Origin of the sequence: Streptomyces sp. CB01249 (assembly GCF_001905735.1) — a bacterium.
In the GTDB taxonomy this organism is placed as follows: Bacteria; Actinomycetota; Actinomycetes; order Streptomycetales; family Streptomycetaceae; genus Streptomyces.
Window position 1 is genome coordinate 172,578 of sequence record NZ_LISW01000008.1, and the last position, 16,985, is coordinate 189,562.

18 protein-coding genes and 1 riboswitch are annotated in these 16,985 nt (G+C 72.8%); of the genes, 3 read left to right on the forward strand and 15 right to left on the reverse strand.

The window, feature by feature from the left end; genetic code table 11:
- Positions 1-16: 16 nt before the first annotated feature.
- On the reverse strand, positions 17-1,174 hold the full coding sequence (locus AMK18_RS29330; RefSeq protein WP_018105201.1) for an ROK family protein: 1,158 nt from the start codon (positions 1,172-1,174) through the stop codon (positions 17-19).
- 281 nt (positions 1,175-1,455) lie between these two features.
- On the opposite strand from AMK18_RS29330, the gene AMK18_RS29340 reads away from it, so the two are divergent.
- Entirely contained in the window at positions 1,456-1,890 is a 435-nt protein-coding gene (locus AMK18_RS29340; RefSeq protein WP_073865141.1) for a hypothetical protein, read from the forward strand.
- On the opposite strand, the gene mug is transcribed toward AMK18_RS29340, so the two are convergent.
- The 10 genes from mug to bioB all read right to left on the reverse strand — a co-directional run bounded on the left by mug (position 1,887) and on the right by bioB (position 12,667).
- On the reverse strand, positions 1,887-2,432 hold the full coding sequence (gene mug, locus AMK18_RS29345; protein WP_018105203.1) for a G/U mismatch-specific DNA glycosylase: 546 nt from the start codon (positions 2,430-2,432) through the stop codon (positions 1,887-1,889). The two genes, AMK18_RS29340 and mug, sit on opposite strands and share 4 nt — an antisense overlap.
- A 31-nt stretch (positions 2,433-2,463) precedes the next feature.
- Complete coding sequence (purB, locus tag AMK18_RS29350) at positions 2,464-3,897, reverse strand: adenylosuccinate lyase (protein ID WP_073865142.1); 1,434 nt, start codon at positions 3,895-3,897, stop codon at positions 2,464-2,466.
- A gap of 68 nt (positions 3,898-3,965) precedes the next feature.
- Entirely contained in the window at positions 3,966-4,835 is an 870-nt protein-coding gene (locus AMK18_RS29355) for an SGNH/GDSL hydrolase family protein (RefSeq protein WP_073865143.1), read from the reverse strand.
- A 27-nt stretch (positions 4,836-4,862) separates the two neighbouring features.
- A complete protein-coding gene (locus AMK18_RS29360) occupies positions 4,863-5,882 on the reverse strand; it encodes a hemolysin family protein (RefSeq protein ID WP_018105206.1) in 1,020 nt (339 codons plus the stop codon).
- A complete protein-coding gene (locus tag AMK18_RS29365; protein WP_073865144.1) occupies positions 5,879-7,216 on the reverse strand; it encodes a hemolysin family protein in 1,338 nt (445 codons plus the stop codon). The genes AMK18_RS29360 and AMK18_RS29365 overlap by 4 nt, the downstream gene beginning before the upstream one ends.
- 238 nt (positions 7,217-7,454) lie before the next feature.
- On the reverse strand, positions 7,455-7,883 hold the full coding sequence (locus AMK18_RS29370) for a GNAT family N-acetyltransferase (RefSeq protein WP_073865145.1): 429 nt from the start codon (positions 7,881-7,883) through the stop codon (positions 7,455-7,457).
- Positions 7,884-7,947: 64 nt separating this feature from the next.
- Positions 7,948-9,231: a cytochrome P450 gene (locus AMK18_RS29375; RefSeq protein WP_018105209.1), complete on the reverse strand. Its 1,284-nt coding sequence runs from the start codon at positions 9,229-9,231 to the stop codon at positions 7,948-7,950.
- Positions 9,232-9,453: 222 nt separating this feature from the next.
- Positions 9,454-10,143: a dethiobiotin synthase gene (bioD, locus tag AMK18_RS29380; protein ID WP_073865146.1), complete on the reverse strand. Its 690-nt coding sequence runs from the start codon at positions 10,141-10,143 to the stop codon at positions 9,454-9,456.
- A 3-nt stretch (positions 10,144-10,146) separates the two neighbouring features.
- Positions 10,147-11,451 (reverse strand): adenosylmethionine--8-amino-7-oxononanoate transaminase, encoded by a 1,305-nt coding sequence (locus AMK18_RS29385; RefSeq protein ID WP_073865147.1) that lies wholly within the window; start codon positions 11,449-11,451, stop codon positions 10,147-10,149.
- Positions 11,444-12,667, reverse strand: a complete 1,224-nt coding sequence (gene bioB, locus AMK18_RS29390; protein WP_073865148.1) for a biotin synthase BioB — start codon at positions 12,665-12,667, stop codon at positions 11,444-11,446. Before bioB ends, AMK18_RS29385 begins: the two co-directional genes overlap by 8 nt.
- A gap of 142 nt (positions 12,668-12,809) precedes the next feature.
- On the opposite strand from bioB, the gene AMK18_RS29395 reads away from it, so the two are divergent.
- Positions 12,810-13,952 (forward strand): 8-amino-7-oxononanoate synthase, encoded by a 1,143-nt coding sequence (locus AMK18_RS29395; protein WP_073865149.1) that lies wholly within the window; start codon positions 12,810-12,812, stop codon positions 13,950-13,952.
- 14 nt (positions 13,953-13,966) lie between these two features.
- Here AMK18_RS29395 and AMK18_RS29400 read toward each other — a convergent pair whose 3' ends face one another.
- Together AMK18_RS29400 and AMK18_RS29405 are read right to left on the reverse strand one after the other, a co-directional pair.
- The gene (locus AMK18_RS29400; protein WP_073865150.1) at positions 13,967-14,164 is read right to left on the reverse strand and encodes a DUF397 domain-containing protein; all 198 of its coding nucleotides are present in this window, start codon (positions 14,162-14,164) and stop codon (positions 13,967-13,969) included.
- 25 nt (positions 14,165-14,189) lie between these two features.
- Entirely contained in the window at positions 14,190-15,050 is an 861-nt protein-coding gene (locus AMK18_RS29405) for a helix-turn-helix domain-containing protein (protein ID WP_018105215.1), read from the reverse strand.
- A gap of 204 nt (positions 15,051-15,254) precedes the next feature.
- Between AMK18_RS29405 and AMK18_RS29410 the strand changes: the two genes are divergently transcribed.
- The gene (locus AMK18_RS29410; protein WP_073865151.1) at positions 15,255-15,686 is read left to right on the forward strand and encodes an ATP-binding protein; all 432 of its coding nucleotides are present in this window, start codon (positions 15,255-15,257) and stop codon (positions 15,684-15,686) included.
- A 10-nt stretch (positions 15,687-15,696) separates the two neighbouring features.
- Here the strand turns inward: AMK18_RS29410 and AMK18_RS29415 are convergent, their stop codons facing one another.
- Complete coding sequence (locus tag AMK18_RS29415; RefSeq protein ID WP_018105217.1) at positions 15,697-16,170, reverse strand: C40 family peptidase; 474 nt, start codon at positions 16,168-16,170, stop codon at positions 15,697-15,699.
- 3 nt (positions 16,171-16,173) lie between these two features.
- Positions 16,174-16,338, reverse strand: a riboswitch (cyclic di-AMP (ydaO/yuaA leader).
- Between the two features lie 338 nt (positions 16,339-16,676).
- Positions 16,677-16,985 carry a hypothetical protein gene (locus AMK18_RS29420; RefSeq protein ID WP_073865152.1) on the reverse strand — a complete coding sequence of 103 codons (309 nt, stop codon included), beginning with the start codon at positions 16,983-16,985 and terminating at the stop codon, positions 16,677-16,679.

Below are 16,985 nucleotides of genomic sequence, written 5' to 3' on the forward strand. Positions count from 1 at the left end.
CCACGGCCCGTCGCGTTCAGCGGCGGGCCGTCACCGTTCCCTCGACCGCGAACAGCTCCTCCTCGACGTGGTCGAGCGCGAGCCGGAGCGCACCGGTCGCCACCGCCGCCTCCCCGAGGAGCGACAGGCACACCCGGGGCGGGCGCAGGCAGTAGCGGGCCAGCTCGCTCCGCAGCGGGTCCAGCACCCCGTCCAGACCGGCGGCCCAGCCCCCGACCACCACCAGCTCGGGGTCGAGCGCCAGCACCAGCGCCGCCACGTCGTGCACCAGACGCTGGATGAACCGCTCCACCGCGGCCTGCGCCTGCTCGTCCCCGTGCCGCGCCTTCGCGAACACCGCGGCCACCGCGTGCTCGTCCAGCGGGTCCAGCGGGGTGTCCGTCGTGGACAGCAGGTGTTCCGGCGTCACGTCCCGGCCGAGCAGGTGCAGCGCGCCGATCTCCCCGGCCGCGCCGCCGAACCCGCGGTGCAGCCGCCCGCCGATCAGCGAACCGGCGCCCGGGCTCAGCCCCGCCAGCACGAACACGATGTCGTCGGACTCCGTCGCCGCGCCCTTCCAGTGCTCCGCGACGGCGGCGGCGTTGGCGTCGTTCTCCACGAGCACCGGGCAGCGGAAGGAGCGCCGCAGCCGTTCGCCCAGGGGCAGGCCCGTCCAGTCCGGCAGCGCGGTGCCCAGCCGCACGGTCCCGTCGGCCTCCACGATGCCCGGGCTGCCCACGCCGACCGCGCGCAGGCTGCTGCGGGCCACTCCGGTGCGGCGCAGGACGTCGGCGACCACGGCCCGTACCCGGTCGAGGCGGTCGTCGGCACCGGCGGTCTCCGACACCTCGCGGGAGCCGGCGCCGATGATCCGGCCGTCCAGCCCCGACAGCAGGGCGGAGACGCGGTGCGGGCCGATCTCGATGCCCAGCAGGTGCCCGGCCTCGGCGCGGAAGCGGAAGCGGCGGGCCGGACGGCCCTGACGGCGGGTTTCGGCCCCCTCCGGAGCGCACTCCACGACCAGGCCCGCCTCGAAGAGCCCTTCCACGACGCCCTCGACCGTCGGACGCGACAGGCCCGTGATCCGGGTCAGGTCCGTGAGGGTCGAGGAGGCCGCACCCCTGAGGGCATGGAGCACCACCGCGGAATTGATCCGCCGCAGCAGCGAGGGGTCCCCGCCGGTCAGCCGGCCCACGGTGTGTCCTCCCAGCTAGTGCGCATGTCAGGCGGATCGTACTCGCTGCTCAGGGGGTAGGCGACCGAGGGATGCGAAGCCGTTAGGAAGGGGTGGGGCACGCCGGGCGCGGCTGCCGCGGAGCCCGGTGCGACGACCGGTGCCATCTGCTGCCGGGCTCCGACCAGTTGGTCCCCGGGCGGTGCCAACTGGGGGCGCGGCAGGCGGAACGAGGTGGCCGAAATCATCTCAAAGTACGGAGCGGAGTCCCGATTGTCAGTGGGGGAAGGTTTACTGACGGCATGACCACCGCACATCACCTCCGCCTCATCGACGGGATGCGCGCCCGGGAGTTCCCCGCGGAGCGCGTCCGGTCGGGTTCGGGAGTCAGCGGTCCCGGTTACCACACGGCGTTCCTGTACGCGGACGAGGTCTGGGAGGAGGACGAGGCGGCTCGGCTGGAGCGCCGCGCCCAGTGCGTCGCGGACCACGAGGCACTGGTCACCCTGCTCGGCAGTCGCTGGGGCGAGCCGCAGCTGGTCAGTCTGTTCAGCGCCCAGGAGCGGATGCTCGCCGGTGAGGAGATACCGCAGCCGTGGGCGGACACGGTCGCGGGCTGCGCGTACCTGCGTCTCTGGCACATCGAGGAGCGCTGGATAGCGCTGGCCCTCGCCCTGGAGGAGGGCGGCTCCGGCTGCGAGCTGAGCGTGGTCGTCACGGAGACCGACCCGCCCTAACTCGCGTCTTCTTCCACCGCCGCGCGCAGCCGGGCGTACTCCTCGGCCATCGTGGCGGCCGTCCAGTGCGCGTTGAGGCCGCTGGGGTTGGGCAGCGCCCAGACCCGGGCCCCGCCGACCGTCCGGTCCTGCGGCCCGATCCGGGCCCGGCGCTCGCCGAACGCCGTGCGGTAGGCCGTGATGCCCACGACGGCCAGCCAGCGCGGGCGCAGTTGCCCGACCTTGGCGGTCAGGATCCGCCCGCCCTCCCGGTACTCCTCGGCGGACAGCTCGTCGGCCCGGGCGGTGGCCCTGGCGACGACGTTGGTGATGCCGAGCCCGTGGTCGAGCAGTTCGGCCTGCTCGGCGGGGGCCAGCCGGCGCGGGGTGAAGCCCGACAGATGGAGCACCGGCCAGAAGCGGTTGCCGGGGAAGGCGAAGTGGTGCCCCGTCGCGGCCGTCGTCAGGCTCGGGTTGATCCCGCAGAACAGGACGCGCAGGCCGCCCGCGACCACGTCGGGTACGACGCGGTCGCGGGCGGCCTGGAGCTCTTCGGGCGTCATCTGCGCGAGGCGGAGGCGGTGGCCGTCGCCGTCAGAGGATGGAGCCAGGCGCGTAGCCGGCGGCCTCGGGGTGCTGCTTGGTGATCTCCTCGATCCGCGCGACGAGCGCGGTGACCTGGTCGCCGGCCGCCCCGGTGAAGGACAGCTTGTCCGCCATCAGCTCGTCCAGCTGGGCGCGGTCCAGCGGGATGCGCTCGTCGGCGGCGAGCTTGTCCAGCAGCTCGTTGCGCTCGGTGCCCTGCTCGCGCATGGCGAGGGCGGAGGCGACGGCGTTCTCCTTGATCGCCTCGTGGGCGACCTCGCGGCCGACGCCCGCGCGCACCGCGCCCATCAGGACCTTGGTCGTGGCGAGGAACGGCACGTAGCGGTCCAGCTCGCGGGCCACGACGGCCGGGAACGCGCCGAACTCGTCCAGCACCGTCAGAAACGTCTCGACCAGCCCGTCGAACGCGAAGAACGCGTCCGGCAGGGCCACCCGGCGTACCACCGAGCAGGAGACGTCGCCCTCGTTCCACTGGTCGCCCGCCAGCTCGCCGGTCATCGACGCGTAGCCGCGCAGGATGACCATCAGGCCGTTGACGCGCTCGCAGGAGCGGGTGTTCATCTTGTGCGGCATCGCGGAGGAGCCGACCTGGCCGGGCTTGAAGCCCTCGGTGACCAGCTCGTGGCCGGCCATCAGCCGGATGGTCTTCGCCACCGAGGAGGGTGCCGCCGCCAGCTGCACCAGCGCGGTCACCACGTCGTAGTCGAGCGACCGGGGGTAGACCTGGCCGACCGAGGTGAAGGCGTGCGCGAAGCCGAGGTGCGTGGCGATGCGCTCTTCGAGCTCCGCCAGCTTCGCGGCGTCGCCGCCGAGCAGGTCCAGCATGTCCTGCGCGGTGCCGACCGGGCCCTTGATGCCGCGCAGCGGGTAGCGGCCGAGCAGGTCGTCGAGGCGGCCGTACGCCACCAGCAGCTCATCGGCCGCGGTCGCGAAGCGCTTGCCGAGGGTGGTCGCCTGCGCGGCCACGTTGTGGGAGCGCCCGGCGATGACCAGCTCGCGGTACTCGGCGGCCAGCTTGCCCAGGCGGGCCAGGACGGCCACGGTGCGGTCGCGCATCAGCTCCAGGGAGAGCCGGATCTGCAGCTGCTCGACGTTCTCGGTGAGGTCGCGCGAGGTCATGCCCTTGTGGACGTGCTCGTGGCCGGCGAGGGCGTTGAACTCCTCGATCCGGGCCTTCACGTCGTGCCGGGTGACCTTCTCGCGCTCGGCGATCGAGGCCAGGTCGACCTGGTCGAGGACGCGCTCGTAGTCGGCGAGGGCGGCGTCGGGCACCTCGATCCCGAGGTCCTTCTGGGCGCGCAGCACCGCCAGCCAGAGCCGGCGTTCCAGCTTCACCTTCTGCTCGGGGGACCAGAGGACGGCCAGCTCCGTGGAGGCGTAGCGGCCGGCCAGGACATTGGGGATGCGAGGCTTCGCAGACACAGCAGTCACGTGTACGGATTCTACTGGCGGTTTGTGCAGCTCAGCGCCGAGGTCCGGTTTGTGCGTTGCTACGAACCGGACGCGTCCCGCGCCCCCCGCTCACCGGACTCCACCTGACGCCACGTCGCCACCGGAGCCGCCCAGCCGTCCTCCTCCGGGGTCACCCAGAAGGCCCGCCCCAGCTCGGCGTCGAACTGCGCCCCGGCCCGCCCGTCGCCCGAGGAGCGCCCGGTGAGCCGCCGGCCGATCCAGGGCAGCAGGTGCTGCCGGGCGAACCGCACGTCCTCCACCCGCCGGGCACCCCAGCGCGCCGGGGCCGAGGCGGGCAGCGGGGCCTTCCAGTCGCTCTCCGGCGGCAGCCCCAGCGACTGCCAGACCGCCTCGGCCACCCGGCGGTGCCCCTCGGCGGTGAGGTGCAGCCGGTCGACGTCCCACATGCGCTGGTCGGCCAGGGCCGGAGCGCCGTACAGGTCGACCACCACCGCGTCGTGCCGGGCGGCCAGCTCGTCCACCAGCGCGAACAGTTCCTCCATGCGCGGCCGGAACCGGTCGAGCACGGGCCCGTTGCGGCCGGGGCTGCGCATCAGCACCAGCTGCTTGCACGACGGCGCCAGGCGCTCGACCGCCTCCTCCAGGCGTCCGCGGACCATGCCCATGTCGCACTTGGGGCGCAAGGTGTCGTTGAGGCCGCCGACCAGCGTCACCACGTCCGCCCGCATGGCGGCCGCCACCTCCACCTGCTCGTCCACGATCTGGGCGATGAGCTTCCCGCGTACCGCGAGATTGGCGTACCGGAAGCCCGGCGTACGGGCGGCGAGCCGGGAGGCGAGCACATCGGCCCAGCCCCGGTACGAGCCGTCGGGCAGCAGGTCCGACATGCCCTCGGTGAACGAGTCGCCGACCGCGACCAGACTGGTGTATGAGGCATTCATTTCCATGGCGATGCGATCGTATCGCGGTGCCGTTCAGCGGCTCTGCGGCCGCCCCACCAGCTCCCGGAGCACGTCCTCCATCGTCACCATGCCCGCGAGCCTGTCGTCCTCGTCCAGGACCGCCGCCAGGTGCGTACGGCTGCGCCGCAGCGCCGTCAGCGCGTCGTCCAGCGGTGTCGCCGCCCGGACCCGGGCGATCGGCCGCATCGAGGACACCGGGAACGGCATGTCGCGCGGGGTGACGTCCAGGGCGTCCTTCACATGGAGGTACCCGAGGATGCGCTGCTCCGCGTCCATCACCGGGAAGCGCGAGAAGCCCGTCTCGTACGAGAGCCGCTCCAGCTCCTCCGGTGTCGCGCCGACCCGGATGTACATCACCCGGTCGACCGGCAGGACCACGTCCCGTACCGGCCGGCGGCCCAGCTCCAGGGCGTGGTGCAGGCGCTCGGCCGCCCGGTCGTCGACCAGCCCGGCGTCACCGGCGTCCTTCACCAGGCGCGCCAGCTCGTCGTTCGAGAACGTCGCCTCCACCTCGTCCTTCGTCTCCACCCGCAACAGCTTCAGCAGGGCGTTGGCGAAGGCGTTGATCGCGAAGATCACCGGGCGCAGCGCCCGGGCCAGCGTCACCAGCGGCGGACCGAGCAGCAGCGCGGACCGCACCGGCTCGGCCAGCGCGATGTTCTTCGGGACCATCTCGCCCAGCAGCATGTGCAGATAGGTCGCCACCGTCAGCGCGATCACGAACGAGGCCGGGTGGACCAGGCCGTGCGGCACGCCCACCGCGTCGAAGACGGGTTCCAGCAGATGCGCGATCGCGGGCTCGGCGACGATGCCGAGCACCAGGGTGCACAGCGTGATGCCCAGCTGCGCCGCCGCGAGCAGCGCCGAGACGTGTTCGAGGCCCCAGATGACGCTGCGCGCCCGCCGGTTCCCCTGCTCGGCCTGCGGTTCGATCTGGCTGCGGCGCACCGAGATGAGGGCGAACTCCGCCCCGACGAAGAAGGCGTTCACGACCAGCGTCAGCAGACCGATGAAGAGCTGTACGGCGGTCATCGCTCGTCCTCCGACGGCAGGTGGGCACCGGTCAGCGGTGCGTGCAGCAGGGCCCGGGCGGCGCGGCGCCCGGAGGCGTCGACCACGTCGAGCCGCCAGCCGGCCAGCTCGATCGAGTCGCCGACGGCCGGGATGCGGCCGATCTCCGAGGCGATCAGGCCCGCCAGGGTCTCGTACGGGCCGTCCGGCACGCGCAGCCCGATCGTTGCCAGCTGGTCCGTACGGGCGGCGCCGTCCGCCGACCACAGGACGCGCCCGTCGGCGTCCTCGCCGGCCGGGGCCAGGTCCGGCGTCTCGTGCGGGTCGTGCTCGTCGCGGACCTCGCCGACGACCTCCTCCACGATGTCCTCCAGCGTCACGACGCCCGCCGTGCCGCCGTACTCATCGATCACGACCGCCATGGCCAGCTTGCCGGACAGCCGGTCGAGCAGCCGGTCCACGGTCAGCGTCTCGGGCACCAGCACGGGCTCGCGCAGCATCTCGGACACCCGCTTGCGGGGCCGCTCCTCGGCCGGGACCGCCAGCACGTCCTTGATGTGGGCGACGCCCACGACGGTGTCGAGGCTGCCCCGGTAGACGGGGAAGCGGGAGAGGCCGGTGGCCCGGGTCGCGTTGGCGACGTCCTCGGCGGTCGCGCCGACCTCCAGGGCGGTGACCTGTACGCGCGGGGTCATCACGTTCTCCGCGGTGAGCTCCGGGAGATTGAGGGTGCGGACGAACAGCTCGGCGGTGTCCGCCTCCAGCGCGCCCTCCTTGGCGGAGTGCCTGGCCAGCGCCACCAGCTCCTGCGGGCTGCGCGCGGTGGCCAGCTCCTCGGCCGGTTCGAGCCCGAAGCGGCGCACGATCCGGTTGGCGGTGTTGTTGAGGTGGCTGATGAAGGGGCGGAAGACGGCCGTGAAGGCCCGCTGCGGGGTGGCGACCGTCTTCGCCACCGCGAGCGGCGAGGAAATGGCCCAGTTCTTCGGGACCAGCTCACCGACGACCATCAGGAACACCGTGGACAGGGCCGTACCGATGACGAGCGCCACGGACGAGGCCACACCGGGTGACAGGCCGACGGCCTCCACCGGACCCCGGATCATCTTGGCGATCGACGGCTCGGAGAGCATGCCGACCACCAGGTTGGTGACCGTGATGCCGAGCTGGGCCCCGGACAGCTGGAAGGTGAGGCTGCGGACCGCCTTCATGGCGCTCTCGGCGCCGCGCTCGCCCCGCTCGACGGCCCGCTCCAACTGGCCGCGCTCCACCGTGGTCAGGGAGAACTCCGCGGCGACGAAGGCGCCGCAGGCGAGCGAGAGCAGTACCGCAACGAGCAGCAGAAGCACTTCGGTCATCGGTTCACCTCCGTCCCATGATCGGACAGGGACCGGCGGACCGCGCGATGTCGGTGGCTTCTGGTACTGGGAGGCTCGCCCATGGGCGGACGCTCACACCTTTCGTCGGAAGGGGCAGGACTGCCTCCCCATAGTAAAGGATCGGCAAAGTCGCGGATGCGGCCGGTCACCTGCCTCCTGTTCCCGGCCCTAGGGCCTGTCTGATAATTCCCGTCTGCCGGGCGGACGACGGGAATTATCAGACAGGCCCTAGCGGCTTCACCCACCGCCGCCAGTGGTTCTCGCGGTGGTATCCCGCCGCCTGCCAGGTGTGGTGCGCGCGCTCGTTCTCCTCCAGGACCATGGCGTCCACCCGCCGCCCGCCGAGCTCCGCGAAGCGCTGCTCCGCCGCCTCCAGCAGCGCGGTCGCGATGCCCTGCCGACGGTGGTCCGGATGGACGGCGAGCCGGTAGGCCGAGCACCGCCAGCCGTCGAAGCCCGCGATCACGGTCCCCACGAGCACGCCTTCCCGCTCCGCGAGGAGCAGCGCCCCCGGGTCGCGGTCGAGGAGCCGGGCCACCCCGTCGTGGTCGTCGCTGATGCTGGTGCCTTCCGCCGCCGTCCGCCAGAACCGCAGCACGGCGTCGATGTCGGAAGGGGAGGCGGGGTGTATCGAGAGATCACTCATGGCTCGAGCCAATCAGAGGTGCGCGCGGCAGGGCGAGTGCTTTCCGCGCCGGTACGGGGACGGCTCAGCCCAGTCGCGCGGGCAGCGACTCGACCCCGTACACGATCGACAGCTTGCGGAAGGCCAGGTCCTGCGGCGGTACGGCGAGCCGCATCGCGGGAAAGCGCCGGACCAGGGCCGGGAAGGCGGAGCGCAGTTCCATCCGGGCGAGCTCCGCGCCGATGCAGCGGTGGATGCCGTACCCGAAGGCGAGGTGGCCGGCCGGAGTGACCCGGTCCACGTCGAACCGCCCGTCGTCCCCGACGTACGCCGGGTCGCGGTTGGCGCCGCTCAGCGAGCAGAGCACCATGTCGCCGCGCGGGATCACCACCCCCGCGACCTCGATGTCCTCGCGGGCGAACCGGGGAAAGGCCATCTGCACGGCCGACAGATAGCGCAGCACCTCCTCCACGAAGGGCGCCGTCACCGCGTCGTCCGTGCGCAGCCGATCCGCCACCTCGGGGTTCCGCAGCAGGACGAGGGCGCCGAGCGCGATCGTGCTGGCGGTCGTCTCGAAGCCCCCGGTGAGCACCCCGTCGGCCAGGCCCGCCAGTTCCTCGTCGTCCACGCTGTCCCCGTGCTCCCGCACGATCATCCCGAGCAGGCCGTCGCCCGGCGCGCGCCGCTGGTCCCGGACGACGCCCCGGAAGTAGTCGAGCGACTCGGACATGGCGCCGAACGGCGCGGTGGCCCCCTGGAACAGGTCGAAGCGGTCCATGGCGAGCTTCTGGAAGTCGTCGCGGTCCTCGTAGGGCACCCCGAGCAGTTCGCAGATGGTCAGCGAGGGCACCGGCAGCGCGAACGCGTGCACCAGGTCGACCGGCCCCGGCGCGGCCGCCATCGCGTCCAGCCGCTCCGCGACGATGGCGTCGATCCTGGGGGTCAGACGGCGCAGCCGGCGCATCGTGAACTCCGGGGTCAGGATGCGGCGCAGCCGCGTGTGCACCGGCGGATCGCTGAACCCCAGGCCGCCCGGGCTGTGCTCGGCGGCTATGCCCGCGTTGCCCGCCAGGTGCGCGAAGTCGGTGCTGAAGCCCTCGGCGGAGCCGAGCACGGCCTTCGACTCCTCGTAGCCGGTGACCACCCAGGCGTCCATGCCGAACGGCAGCGCCACCCTGGACACCGGTGCGCCCGCCCGGGTCTCGGCCAGCCGCCGGACCGGGTCGAGCCCGTCCCTGCGCAGCGGCATCAGGAGCTGTTCCGGGAGCAGTTTCATCGTGGTCGACCCGAATCCGTGCTTCTGGATCCTGGCCAGGTAGCCGCGCCCGAGCCGGGCCGTGATGCGGGAACGGAACGTCGTCGTACTCAATGTCACTCCATGAGTCGTCGCGAGAACTGGTCGGTTGGCGCGCCTGCGGCGCCAGGACGTGGCCGACCGCGGTGACTTCGGCTACCTGAGCCCTGAGCAGGAATTATGACCAGGTGTTCGACCCATGGGGGGCCGGGGTACGGAATCCGTCCGAATACGCCGGTGAACGGACGCGCGGGCGGCACCGGAGGGCTCCCGGCCCGCCGGTGCCGCCCGCTCCGCTCAGCCCAGCGGCCGGTCGCCGCCCAGCGGCACGGCCAGCCAACCCGCCGCCCGCGCCCGGAAGTCCGCCGGGGCCAGCGACCCGGCGCCCTCCGGCACGACGCCCAGCAGCGGAGCCCCGGCGGCCACCGGGAGGTCCGCCACATTGCAGCGCTCCGCCAGGCCGGGCGCGGCCGGCATGCTGCCGATGACCACGCCCAGGCAGTCGAGCTCGCGGGCCCGCAGCGCCTCCGCCGTCAGGGCCGTGGAGTTGAGCGTGCCCAGACCGGCCGGGGCGACCACCAGGACCGGGGCCGCGAGCAGCCGGGCCGCGTCCGCCAGGGTCGCGCCCTCGTCGTCGAACCGTACGAGCAGCCCGCCGGCGCCCTCGACCAGGACCAGGTCGTGATCGGCGGCCAGCTTCTCGGCGGCCTCGGCGACCTCGTACGGGCGCACCGGGTCCATCCCGGCCCGGCGGGCGGCCGTCGCGGGCGCCAGCGGCTCGGGGAAGCGGGCGAGTTCGACCGCCGTGACATGGGCGCCCGCCAGTCGCGCCACCTCGGCCACGTCGCCGGGTTCGCCCGGCGCCAGGCCGGTCTGGGCCGGTTTGAGGACGGCGACGCGGCGGTGCGCGGCGGCCGCCGCCACGGCCGCCGTCACGATCGTCTTGCCGATCTCCGTACCGGTACCGGTCACCACCAGAACGCTCATGTCTCAGCCCTCCCGCGCCGCCGCGCACACCGCGCGGCAGATGCGTGCCACATCGTCGTCACCGGTCACATACGGCGGCATGGTGTAGACGAGATCCCGGAACGGCCGCAGCCACACCCCTTCGCGCACCGCGGCCGCGGTCGCCGCCGCCATGTCCACCTCGTGGTCCAGCTGGACGACCCCGATGGCGCCGAGCACCCGTACGTCGCGGACCCCGGGCAGCTCCCGCGCCGCCGCCAGGCCCTCGTTCAGCCCGGCCTCGATCCGCTTGACCTCCTGCTGCCAGTCCTGGCCGAGCAGCAGGTCGATGGAGGCGCAGGCCACCGACGCGGCCAGCGGGTTGCCCATGAACGTCGGTCCGTGGGCGAGCACCGGCACCTCGCCGCGCGAGATGCCGTCGGCCACCTCGCTCGTGCACAGCGTCGCCGCCATCGTCAGATAGCCGCCGGTCAGCGCCTTGCCGACGCACATCACATCGGGGGAGACCCCCGCGTGCTCGGCCGCGAACAGCTTTCCCGTACGGCCGAAGCCCGTGGCGATCTCGTCGAACACGAGCAGCACGCCGTACGCGTCGCACGCCTCGCGCAGCACGCGCAGATAGCCGGGGGAGTGGAAGCGCATGCCGCCCGCCCCCTGGACCACCGGTTCCACGATCACGGCCGCCAGCTCGTCCGCGTGCAGCCCGATCAGCTCGCGCAGCCGCGCCGCGTACGCCGGGTCGGGCTCGGAGTCGTAACCGGCGGGCGGTTCACCGGCGAAGACCTGGCGGGGCAGCGCGCCCGACCACAGCTCGTGCATCCCGCCCTCGGGGTCGCAGACCGACATCGGCTGCCAGGTGTCCCCGTGGTAGCCGCCGCGCCAGGTCAGCAGCCGCTTCTTGGCCGGCCGCCCGGCCGACCGCCAGTACTGGAGGCACATCTTCACGGCGACCTCGACCGACACGGAGCCCGAGTCGGCGAGGAAGACGTGGCGCAGCGGCTCCGGGGTGATCTCCACCAGCCGGGCCGCCAGCCGGACGGCGGGCTCGTGCGTGAGCCCGCCGAACATCACATGGCTCATCCGGTCCAGCTGGCCGCGCGCCGCCTCGTTCAGCACGGGGTGGTTGTAGCCGTGCACGGCCGACCACCACGAGGACATCCCGTCGACCAACTCGTGCTGTCCGTGGGCGGGTTCGGCGAGCCGCAGCCGGACCCCGGACGCGGACTCCACGACCAGCGGCTCCTGCCGGCCCGGCATGGGGCCGTACGGATGCCAGACGTGCGCCCGGTCCAGGTCCCGGAGTACGGCGGGGGAGAGCGGCTCAGGCATTGGGAGCGAGGTCCGTGCCCGCGCCGCGGCGGCGTACCGCCACCAGGTCCGTCCGGGCGCCCGGGGTCTCCGGCACCTCGGCGGCGGGTACGGTCGCCTCCTCCGCGCCCCCGCCGCACGGCCCGCAGCCGCCGCCCGCGTGCGAACCGCATGCCTCTGCCTCGGAGGCGCAGCCGGCGTCCGCGTGCGAGCCGCAGCCCGCCGCCGCGTCCGCGCGGTGCCGGGGGAGCGTCGTCGTACCCGCCCCCTCCACCTCGAAACCGGCGTCCGCGATCATGTCCAGATCCGCCTGGCCGGCCTGGCCCTCACTGGTCAGGTAGTCGCCCAGGAAGATGGAGTTGACCAGATGCAGGGCGAGCGGCTGCATGGAGCGCAGATGGACCTCGCGCCCGCCCGCGAGCCGCACCTCCACGTCCGGGCAGACGAACCGCACCATCGCCAGGATGCGCAGACACCGCTGCGGCGTCAGGTTCCACTCCTTGGCGAGCGGGGTCCCCTCGAACGGGATCAGAAAGTTGACCGGCACCGAGTCCGGGTCCAGCTCGCGCAGCGAGAAGACCACGTCGACCAGGTCCTCGTCGCTCTCGCCCATGCCCGCGATCAGCCCCGAGCACGCGGAGAGCCCGGCGGCCTGCGCCTGGTGCACCGTGTCGACGCGGTCGGCGTAGGTGTGGGTGGTCGTGATCTCCCCGTACGTCCCCTCGGACGTGTTGAGGTTGTGGTTGTACGCGTCGGCGCCCGCCGAACGCAGCCGGTCGGCCTGGCCCTCGGAGAGCAGACCGAGGCAGGCGCACACCTCGACGCCCTCGTTCTGTTCCTTGATGGCCTCGATGGTCTGCGAGACCCGGTCGACGTCCCGGTCCGTCGGGCCCCGGCCGCTGGCCACCAGGCAGACGCGCTTGGCGCCGCCGGCCACCCCGGCAGCGGCCGCCTTCGACGCCTCGTCCGGTTTCAGCCAGGTGTACTTGAGGATCTCCGCCTTGGAGCCGAGCCGCTGCGAACAGTACGAGCAGTCCTCGGGGCAGAGCCCGGACTTCAGATTGACCAGATAGTTCAGTTTCACCCGCCGCCCGAACCACTGACGGCGCACCTTGCCGGCCGCGGCCACCACGTCGAGCAGTTGGTCGTCCGGGGTCGCCAGTACGGCGAGCGCTTCTTCACGGGTCGGCAGCTCGCGCCGCAGCCCCTTGTCCACCAGCGTGTTCAGGAGGTCCATGGCGATGATCCTGACGCACCGCACCGCCCGGAGCCAAGGAGGAACCGGACAACAGAGCTCACACGGGGTGTGTGCATTGCCACACCGTGTCTCCGCATGAGCCCGGTTAGGGTCTGTGAGCTGCCTACAAAAGGGACCGCCCATGCCCGCCACCCCGTTCGACTGGATCGACGACGAGGCGCGTCGGCGCGCGGACGCGGGCCTGGTCCGCCGGCTGCGGCCCCGCGAGGCCGGGGCGGAGCTCCTGGACCTCGCGAGCAACGACTACCTGGGCCTCACCCGGCACCCGGAGGTGACCTCCGCGGCGGCGGACGCGGCGCGCCGCTGGGGCGGTGGGGCGACCGGATCCCGCCTGGTCACCGGCTCGACCGCGCTCCACGCCGAGCTGGAACGCGAACTCGCCGCGTTCTGCGGCTTCGAGGCCGCGCTCGTCCTCTCCTCCGGTTACGCCGCCAACCTCGCGGCCCTCACCGCACTCACCGGACGCGGCGCCCTCATCGCGTCGGACGCGGGCAACCACGCCTCCATCGTGGACGGCTGCCGGCTCTCCCGGGCCGAGACCGCCGTCGTCCCGCACGCCGACCCGGAGGCCGTCCGCAAGACGCTGCGCGGGCACGGGGGCCGGAAGCTGGCCGTCACCGACTCGGTGTTCTCCGTGGACGGCGACGCCGCGCCGCTGGCCGCACTGGCCGCCGTCTGCCGGGCGGAGGGCGCCGCGCTCCTGGTGGACGACGCGCACGGGCTCGGGGTGCTCGGCGCGGGCGGACGGGGGGCGCTCGACGCGGCGGGGCTCGCGGGTGACGCGGACGTCGTCGCCACGCTCACCCTGTCCAAGTCCCTGGGCAGCCAGGGCGGCGCGGTCCTCGGGCCGGTCCGGGTGATCGACCACCTGGTCAACACCGCCCGGACGTTCATCTTCGACACCGGACTCGCCCCGGCCGCCGTCGGCGCCGCCCTGGGCGGGCTGCGGCTGCTGCGCCGCGAACCGGAGCGCGCGCTCAGGGCCCGTACGGTCGCCACCGCGCTGTACGAGGGGCTGACGGCGGCCGGTCTGACCGCGGTGCGGCCCGACGCGGCGGTCGTCTCGGTCCGGGCGCCCTCGGCCGACGCCGCCGTGCGCTGGGCCGCCGACTGCCGGACGGCCGGGATGGCGGTGGGCTGCTTCCGGCCGCCGTCCGTGCCCGACGGCATCTCGCGGCTGCGGCTGACCGCCCGCGCGGACCTGACGGACGAGCAGGTCGCGCGGGCGGTGGAGACGGTGCGGCGGACCGCACCGCAGAGCTGAGGCGGTGGTCCGCCTCAGCGTTTCAGGCCGGAGACGAAGGACGTCCAGGCCGTCGGCGAGAACGCCAGGTGCGTCAGGCCGATGTCCTTCGAGTCGCGGACGGCCAGCAGCCGTCCGCCTCCGGACGGCGCGGTCTCGACGCAGTTGTTCATTCCCGTGCTGTAGCTGCTGCGTCGCCAGCGCGACGCGGGCCGGGCGGGGTGTTGGGACATGACGCTTCCTCCGGGCGGTGGGGGGTCACCGGTCGCCGCGGTCGATCGCGGCGATCAGGTCCAGCGTGTGCTCCGGCGACAGCGCGTGCGTCTGAAGGGTCTCGAAGGCCGAGCTGTACGCCGCAAGGTCTTCTTTCCGTTCCAGATAGAGGCTACTCGTCAAGTGGTCAAGAACGACCACGTCAAGGTCGGAAGCGGTCGGAAAGGAGAAGATAACGAAAGGGCTCGTGAGGCTGACATAGCCGCCGACCGAGAACGGAAGTAACTGGAGTTGCACATGCGGAAGTTGTGCCACCCGGGCGAGATGGCGCAACTGCTCCCGCATCACCCGCCGGCCGCCGACCTCCCGGCGCAGCACCGCCTCGTCCAGGACCGCGCTCAGCCGCAGCGGCGGATCGCTCCGCAGCACCCCCTGCCGGGTCAGCCGCACCTCCACCAGTGAGTCCAGCTGACCGGACGGCAGCCCGTCCAGCGAGGCCCGGGTCACCGCGCGGGCGTAGTCGGCCGTCTGCAACAGGCCCGGCACCACCGTGGTCTCCAGCGTGCGGGCGGTGCGCGCCTGCGACTCCAGGCTGATGAAGTCGCGGTACTGGGGCGGGATGAGCCCCCGGTAGGCGTGCCACCAGCCGGCGCCGCCCCCGCCCGCCGAACCGGCGAGCGCGCCCAGGACCTCGCGGAGCTTCGGATCGTCCATGCCGTACGCGTCGAGGAGCCGGTTCACGTCGTCCGGCCGCACCCCGCTGACACCTGTCTCGATCCTGCTCACCTTCGACTGGTGCCAGCCGAGCAGCGCCGCCGCCTCCCGGCTCGTGAGCCCCGACGCCTGGCGCAGGCTCCGCAGCTCCTCTCCCAGCTTGCGGCGCCGCACCGCAGGGCCGTGCTGCATCCGATGACTCCCTCCGCTGTCCGACGAGCAGACAGTGTGGCGCCGGAGCGGGCCCGCGTGGGGAGAGTTCACCGGTTTGAGCGACAGATATATGCATATCTTGGTGGATCGCCGCCACGGAGGGCGGTATCGGTGGCACTCTGGCGCGAAGCACAACCGGACCGCACGACGGCCCGGTACCGGGTGGGAAAGGGACGGCTCGCCATGGCAGACCATCAGGAAGCACGTGTCACCCTGCCGAGCGAGCCGGTCTCGGTCTCCGCGGCCCGCGGGTTCGTCGCCCGGGTGCTGACGGAGTGGGGCCTGCCCGAGGAGGCGGAGATGGCCGACACCGTCCGCCTCATCCTCTCGGAGCTGGCCACCAACGCCGTCCTGCACACCTTCGGGCAGTCACCCACCTTCACCGTCGACCTGCGCCTCGAGCGGGACGAGGAGCTGCGCCTCGGGGTGACGGACAGTCACCCCCGCCGCCCCCAGCGGCTGCCCGCCGCCGTCCAGCAGGACAACGGACGCGGCATGGTGATCATCCGCTCGCTGGCCAAGGAGTACGGCGGCCGGCTGACCGTCACACCCACCGTCGACGGCGGCAAGACCGTCTGGGTGGCGCTCCCGTGGCAGGTCCCCGTCCAGCCCTGAGGCGGCCGGATCAGGCGACCCGGCCGTAGTAGACGCTCCTGGTCCAGATCTTCTCCAGGCGGACCACGGCGCCGGTCTTCGGCGAGTGCCAGATCTTCCCGCTGCCGGCGTAGATGCCCACGTGGTAGACGCTGCGCCCCGAATGGAAGAAGACCAGGTCACCTCGTTGGCGCTGGGAAGCCGAGATGTGCCTGGTCCTGTTGTACTGCTGCTGGGCCGTCCGGGGGAGTCTCTTGCCGGCCTTCTTGAACGAGTAGAGCGTCAGCCCCGAACAGTCGAAGCTGCCGGGCCCGGTGGCGCCCCAGCGGTAGGGCGCACCCTTCTTCGACGCGGCGATCTTCAGGGCTTTCATCGCGTGGCCGGCCGCCTGCGCCTCGGGCGCGGCTCCTGGGACGCACAGCGTGCCGCCGACGGCGGCGAGAGTCATGACCGAGGCCGTGGTGGCCCGGGCGAGCAGAGACGGGACATGAACCTGCGCACTCATGCGCAACCCTTCGTCAGCCGCCTGTGAAGGATGACCTGTCGGGTTCGGGCTGGCGAAGTTGCCCGGCCGCGCGAGGCGGCTTCACCCCGAGGGACAACCGGAGATCCGGCGGTCCCGTAGTGCTCGGGTCCTCCACTCCTGCCGATCCACTCCTGTCGACCAGTCATCCGGGCGGCGGCAGGACTCGGCGTCCGCCCGGACCGCCCCGCCGCGGTGGCGGGGGCTTGTCGTCCCAGGGATCTTGACTCACCTCGTGCCGGATTTCCGAGCCGGAACAGCCATCGGTGAAGACCGCCGCGGATGGCCCGTTCAGGTGGACGGAAACCCGGACGGCGGTCCGCCGGCCGCCCGCGGCCACGGCCGTACCAGCGGTGTCGCGGAGGAACGCGCCCCACGCGCATCAGGAAAAGGCAAATCGGACCGTCGCTCGTGAGAGGGAACGCCTACGCCGAACGAGCGAGGAAATTCCGCACGCCCGCCGGGCGTGTCGGTGACCTGCGGGGGCGTCAGTCCGGCGGGGCGGGCGGCAGGACGACCCGGGCCGCCCGCCGCTCGCCGTCCAGCTCCCGCAGCGCGCGGGTCAACGTGGCGCTGTGGATACGGGTTTCGCCGCGCCGGTGCATCAGCGCGAGCGCGTCCCGTAAGGCCGCCGCGTGCGAGGCCAGCGCCTGGGCGGCGCGCAGGGCCGCGTAGGTGTCGTCCCCGTGCGCCGGGTTGATCCGGCCCACCTGGTCGACCACCCGCAGATAGCCGTCGATGAACTCGGACTCGGCCCGGGTCAGGGCGGGCAGCGGCGGGAAGTCCGGTGGCTGCAT

Coding starts and splice junctions, on each gene's coding strand:
- AMK18_RS29365 (WP_073865144.1), bottom strand. CDS start 7,216: ATGACCGAAGTGCTTCTGCTGCTCGTTGCGGTACTGCTCTCGCTCGCC.
- AMK18_RS29340 (WP_073865141.1), top strand. CDS start 1,456: ATGACCACCGCACATCACCTCCGCCTCATCGACGGGATGCGCGCCCGG.
- AMK18_RS29360 (WP_018105206.1), bottom strand. CDS start 5,882: ATGACCGCCGTACAGCTCTTCATCGGTCTGCTGACGCTGGTCGTGAAC.
- AMK18_RS29400 (WP_073865150.1), bottom strand. CDS start 14,164: ATGTCCCAACACCCCGCCCGGCCCGCGTCGCGCTGGCGACGCAGCAGC.
- bioB (WP_073865148.1), bottom strand. CDS start 12,667: ATGGACCTCCTGAACACGCTGGTGGACAAGGGGCTGCGGCGCGAGCTG.
- AMK18_RS29370 (WP_073865145.1), bottom strand. CDS start 7,883: ATGAGTGATCTCTCGATACACCCCGCCTCCCCTTCCGACATCGACGCC.
- AMK18_RS29355 (WP_073865143.1), bottom strand. CDS start 4,835: ATGGAAATGAATGCCTCATACACCAGTCTGGTCGCGGTCGGCGACTCG.
- AMK18_RS29405 (WP_018105215.1), bottom strand. CDS start 15,050: ATGCAGCACGGCCCTGCGGTGCGGCGCCGCAAGCTGGGAGAGGAGCTG.
- AMK18_RS29415 (WP_018105217.1), bottom strand. CDS start 16,170: ATGAGTGCGCAGGTTCATGTCCCGTCTCTGCTCGCCCGGGCCACCACG.
- AMK18_RS29385 (WP_073865147.1), bottom strand. CDS start 11,451: ATGCCTGAGCCGCTCTCCCCCGCCGTACTCCGGGACCTGGACCGGGCG.
- mug (WP_018105203.1), bottom strand. CDS start 2,432: ATGACGCCCGAAGAGCTCCAGGCCGCCCGCGACCGCGTCGTACCCGAC.
- bioD (WP_073865146.1), bottom strand. CDS start 10,143: ATGAGCGTTCTGGTGGTGACCGGTACCGGTACGGAGATCGGCAAGACG.
- AMK18_RS29420 (WP_073865152.1), bottom strand. CDS start 16,985: ATGCAGCCACCGGACTTCCCGCCGCTGCCCGCCCTGACCCGGGCCGAG.
- AMK18_RS29395 (WP_073865149.1), top strand. CDS start 12,810: ATGCCCGCCACCCCGTTCGACTGGATCGACGACGAGGCGCGTCGGCGC.
- AMK18_RS29410 (WP_073865151.1), top strand. CDS start 15,255: ATGGCAGACCATCAGGAAGCACGTGTCACCCTGCCGAGCGAGCCGGTC.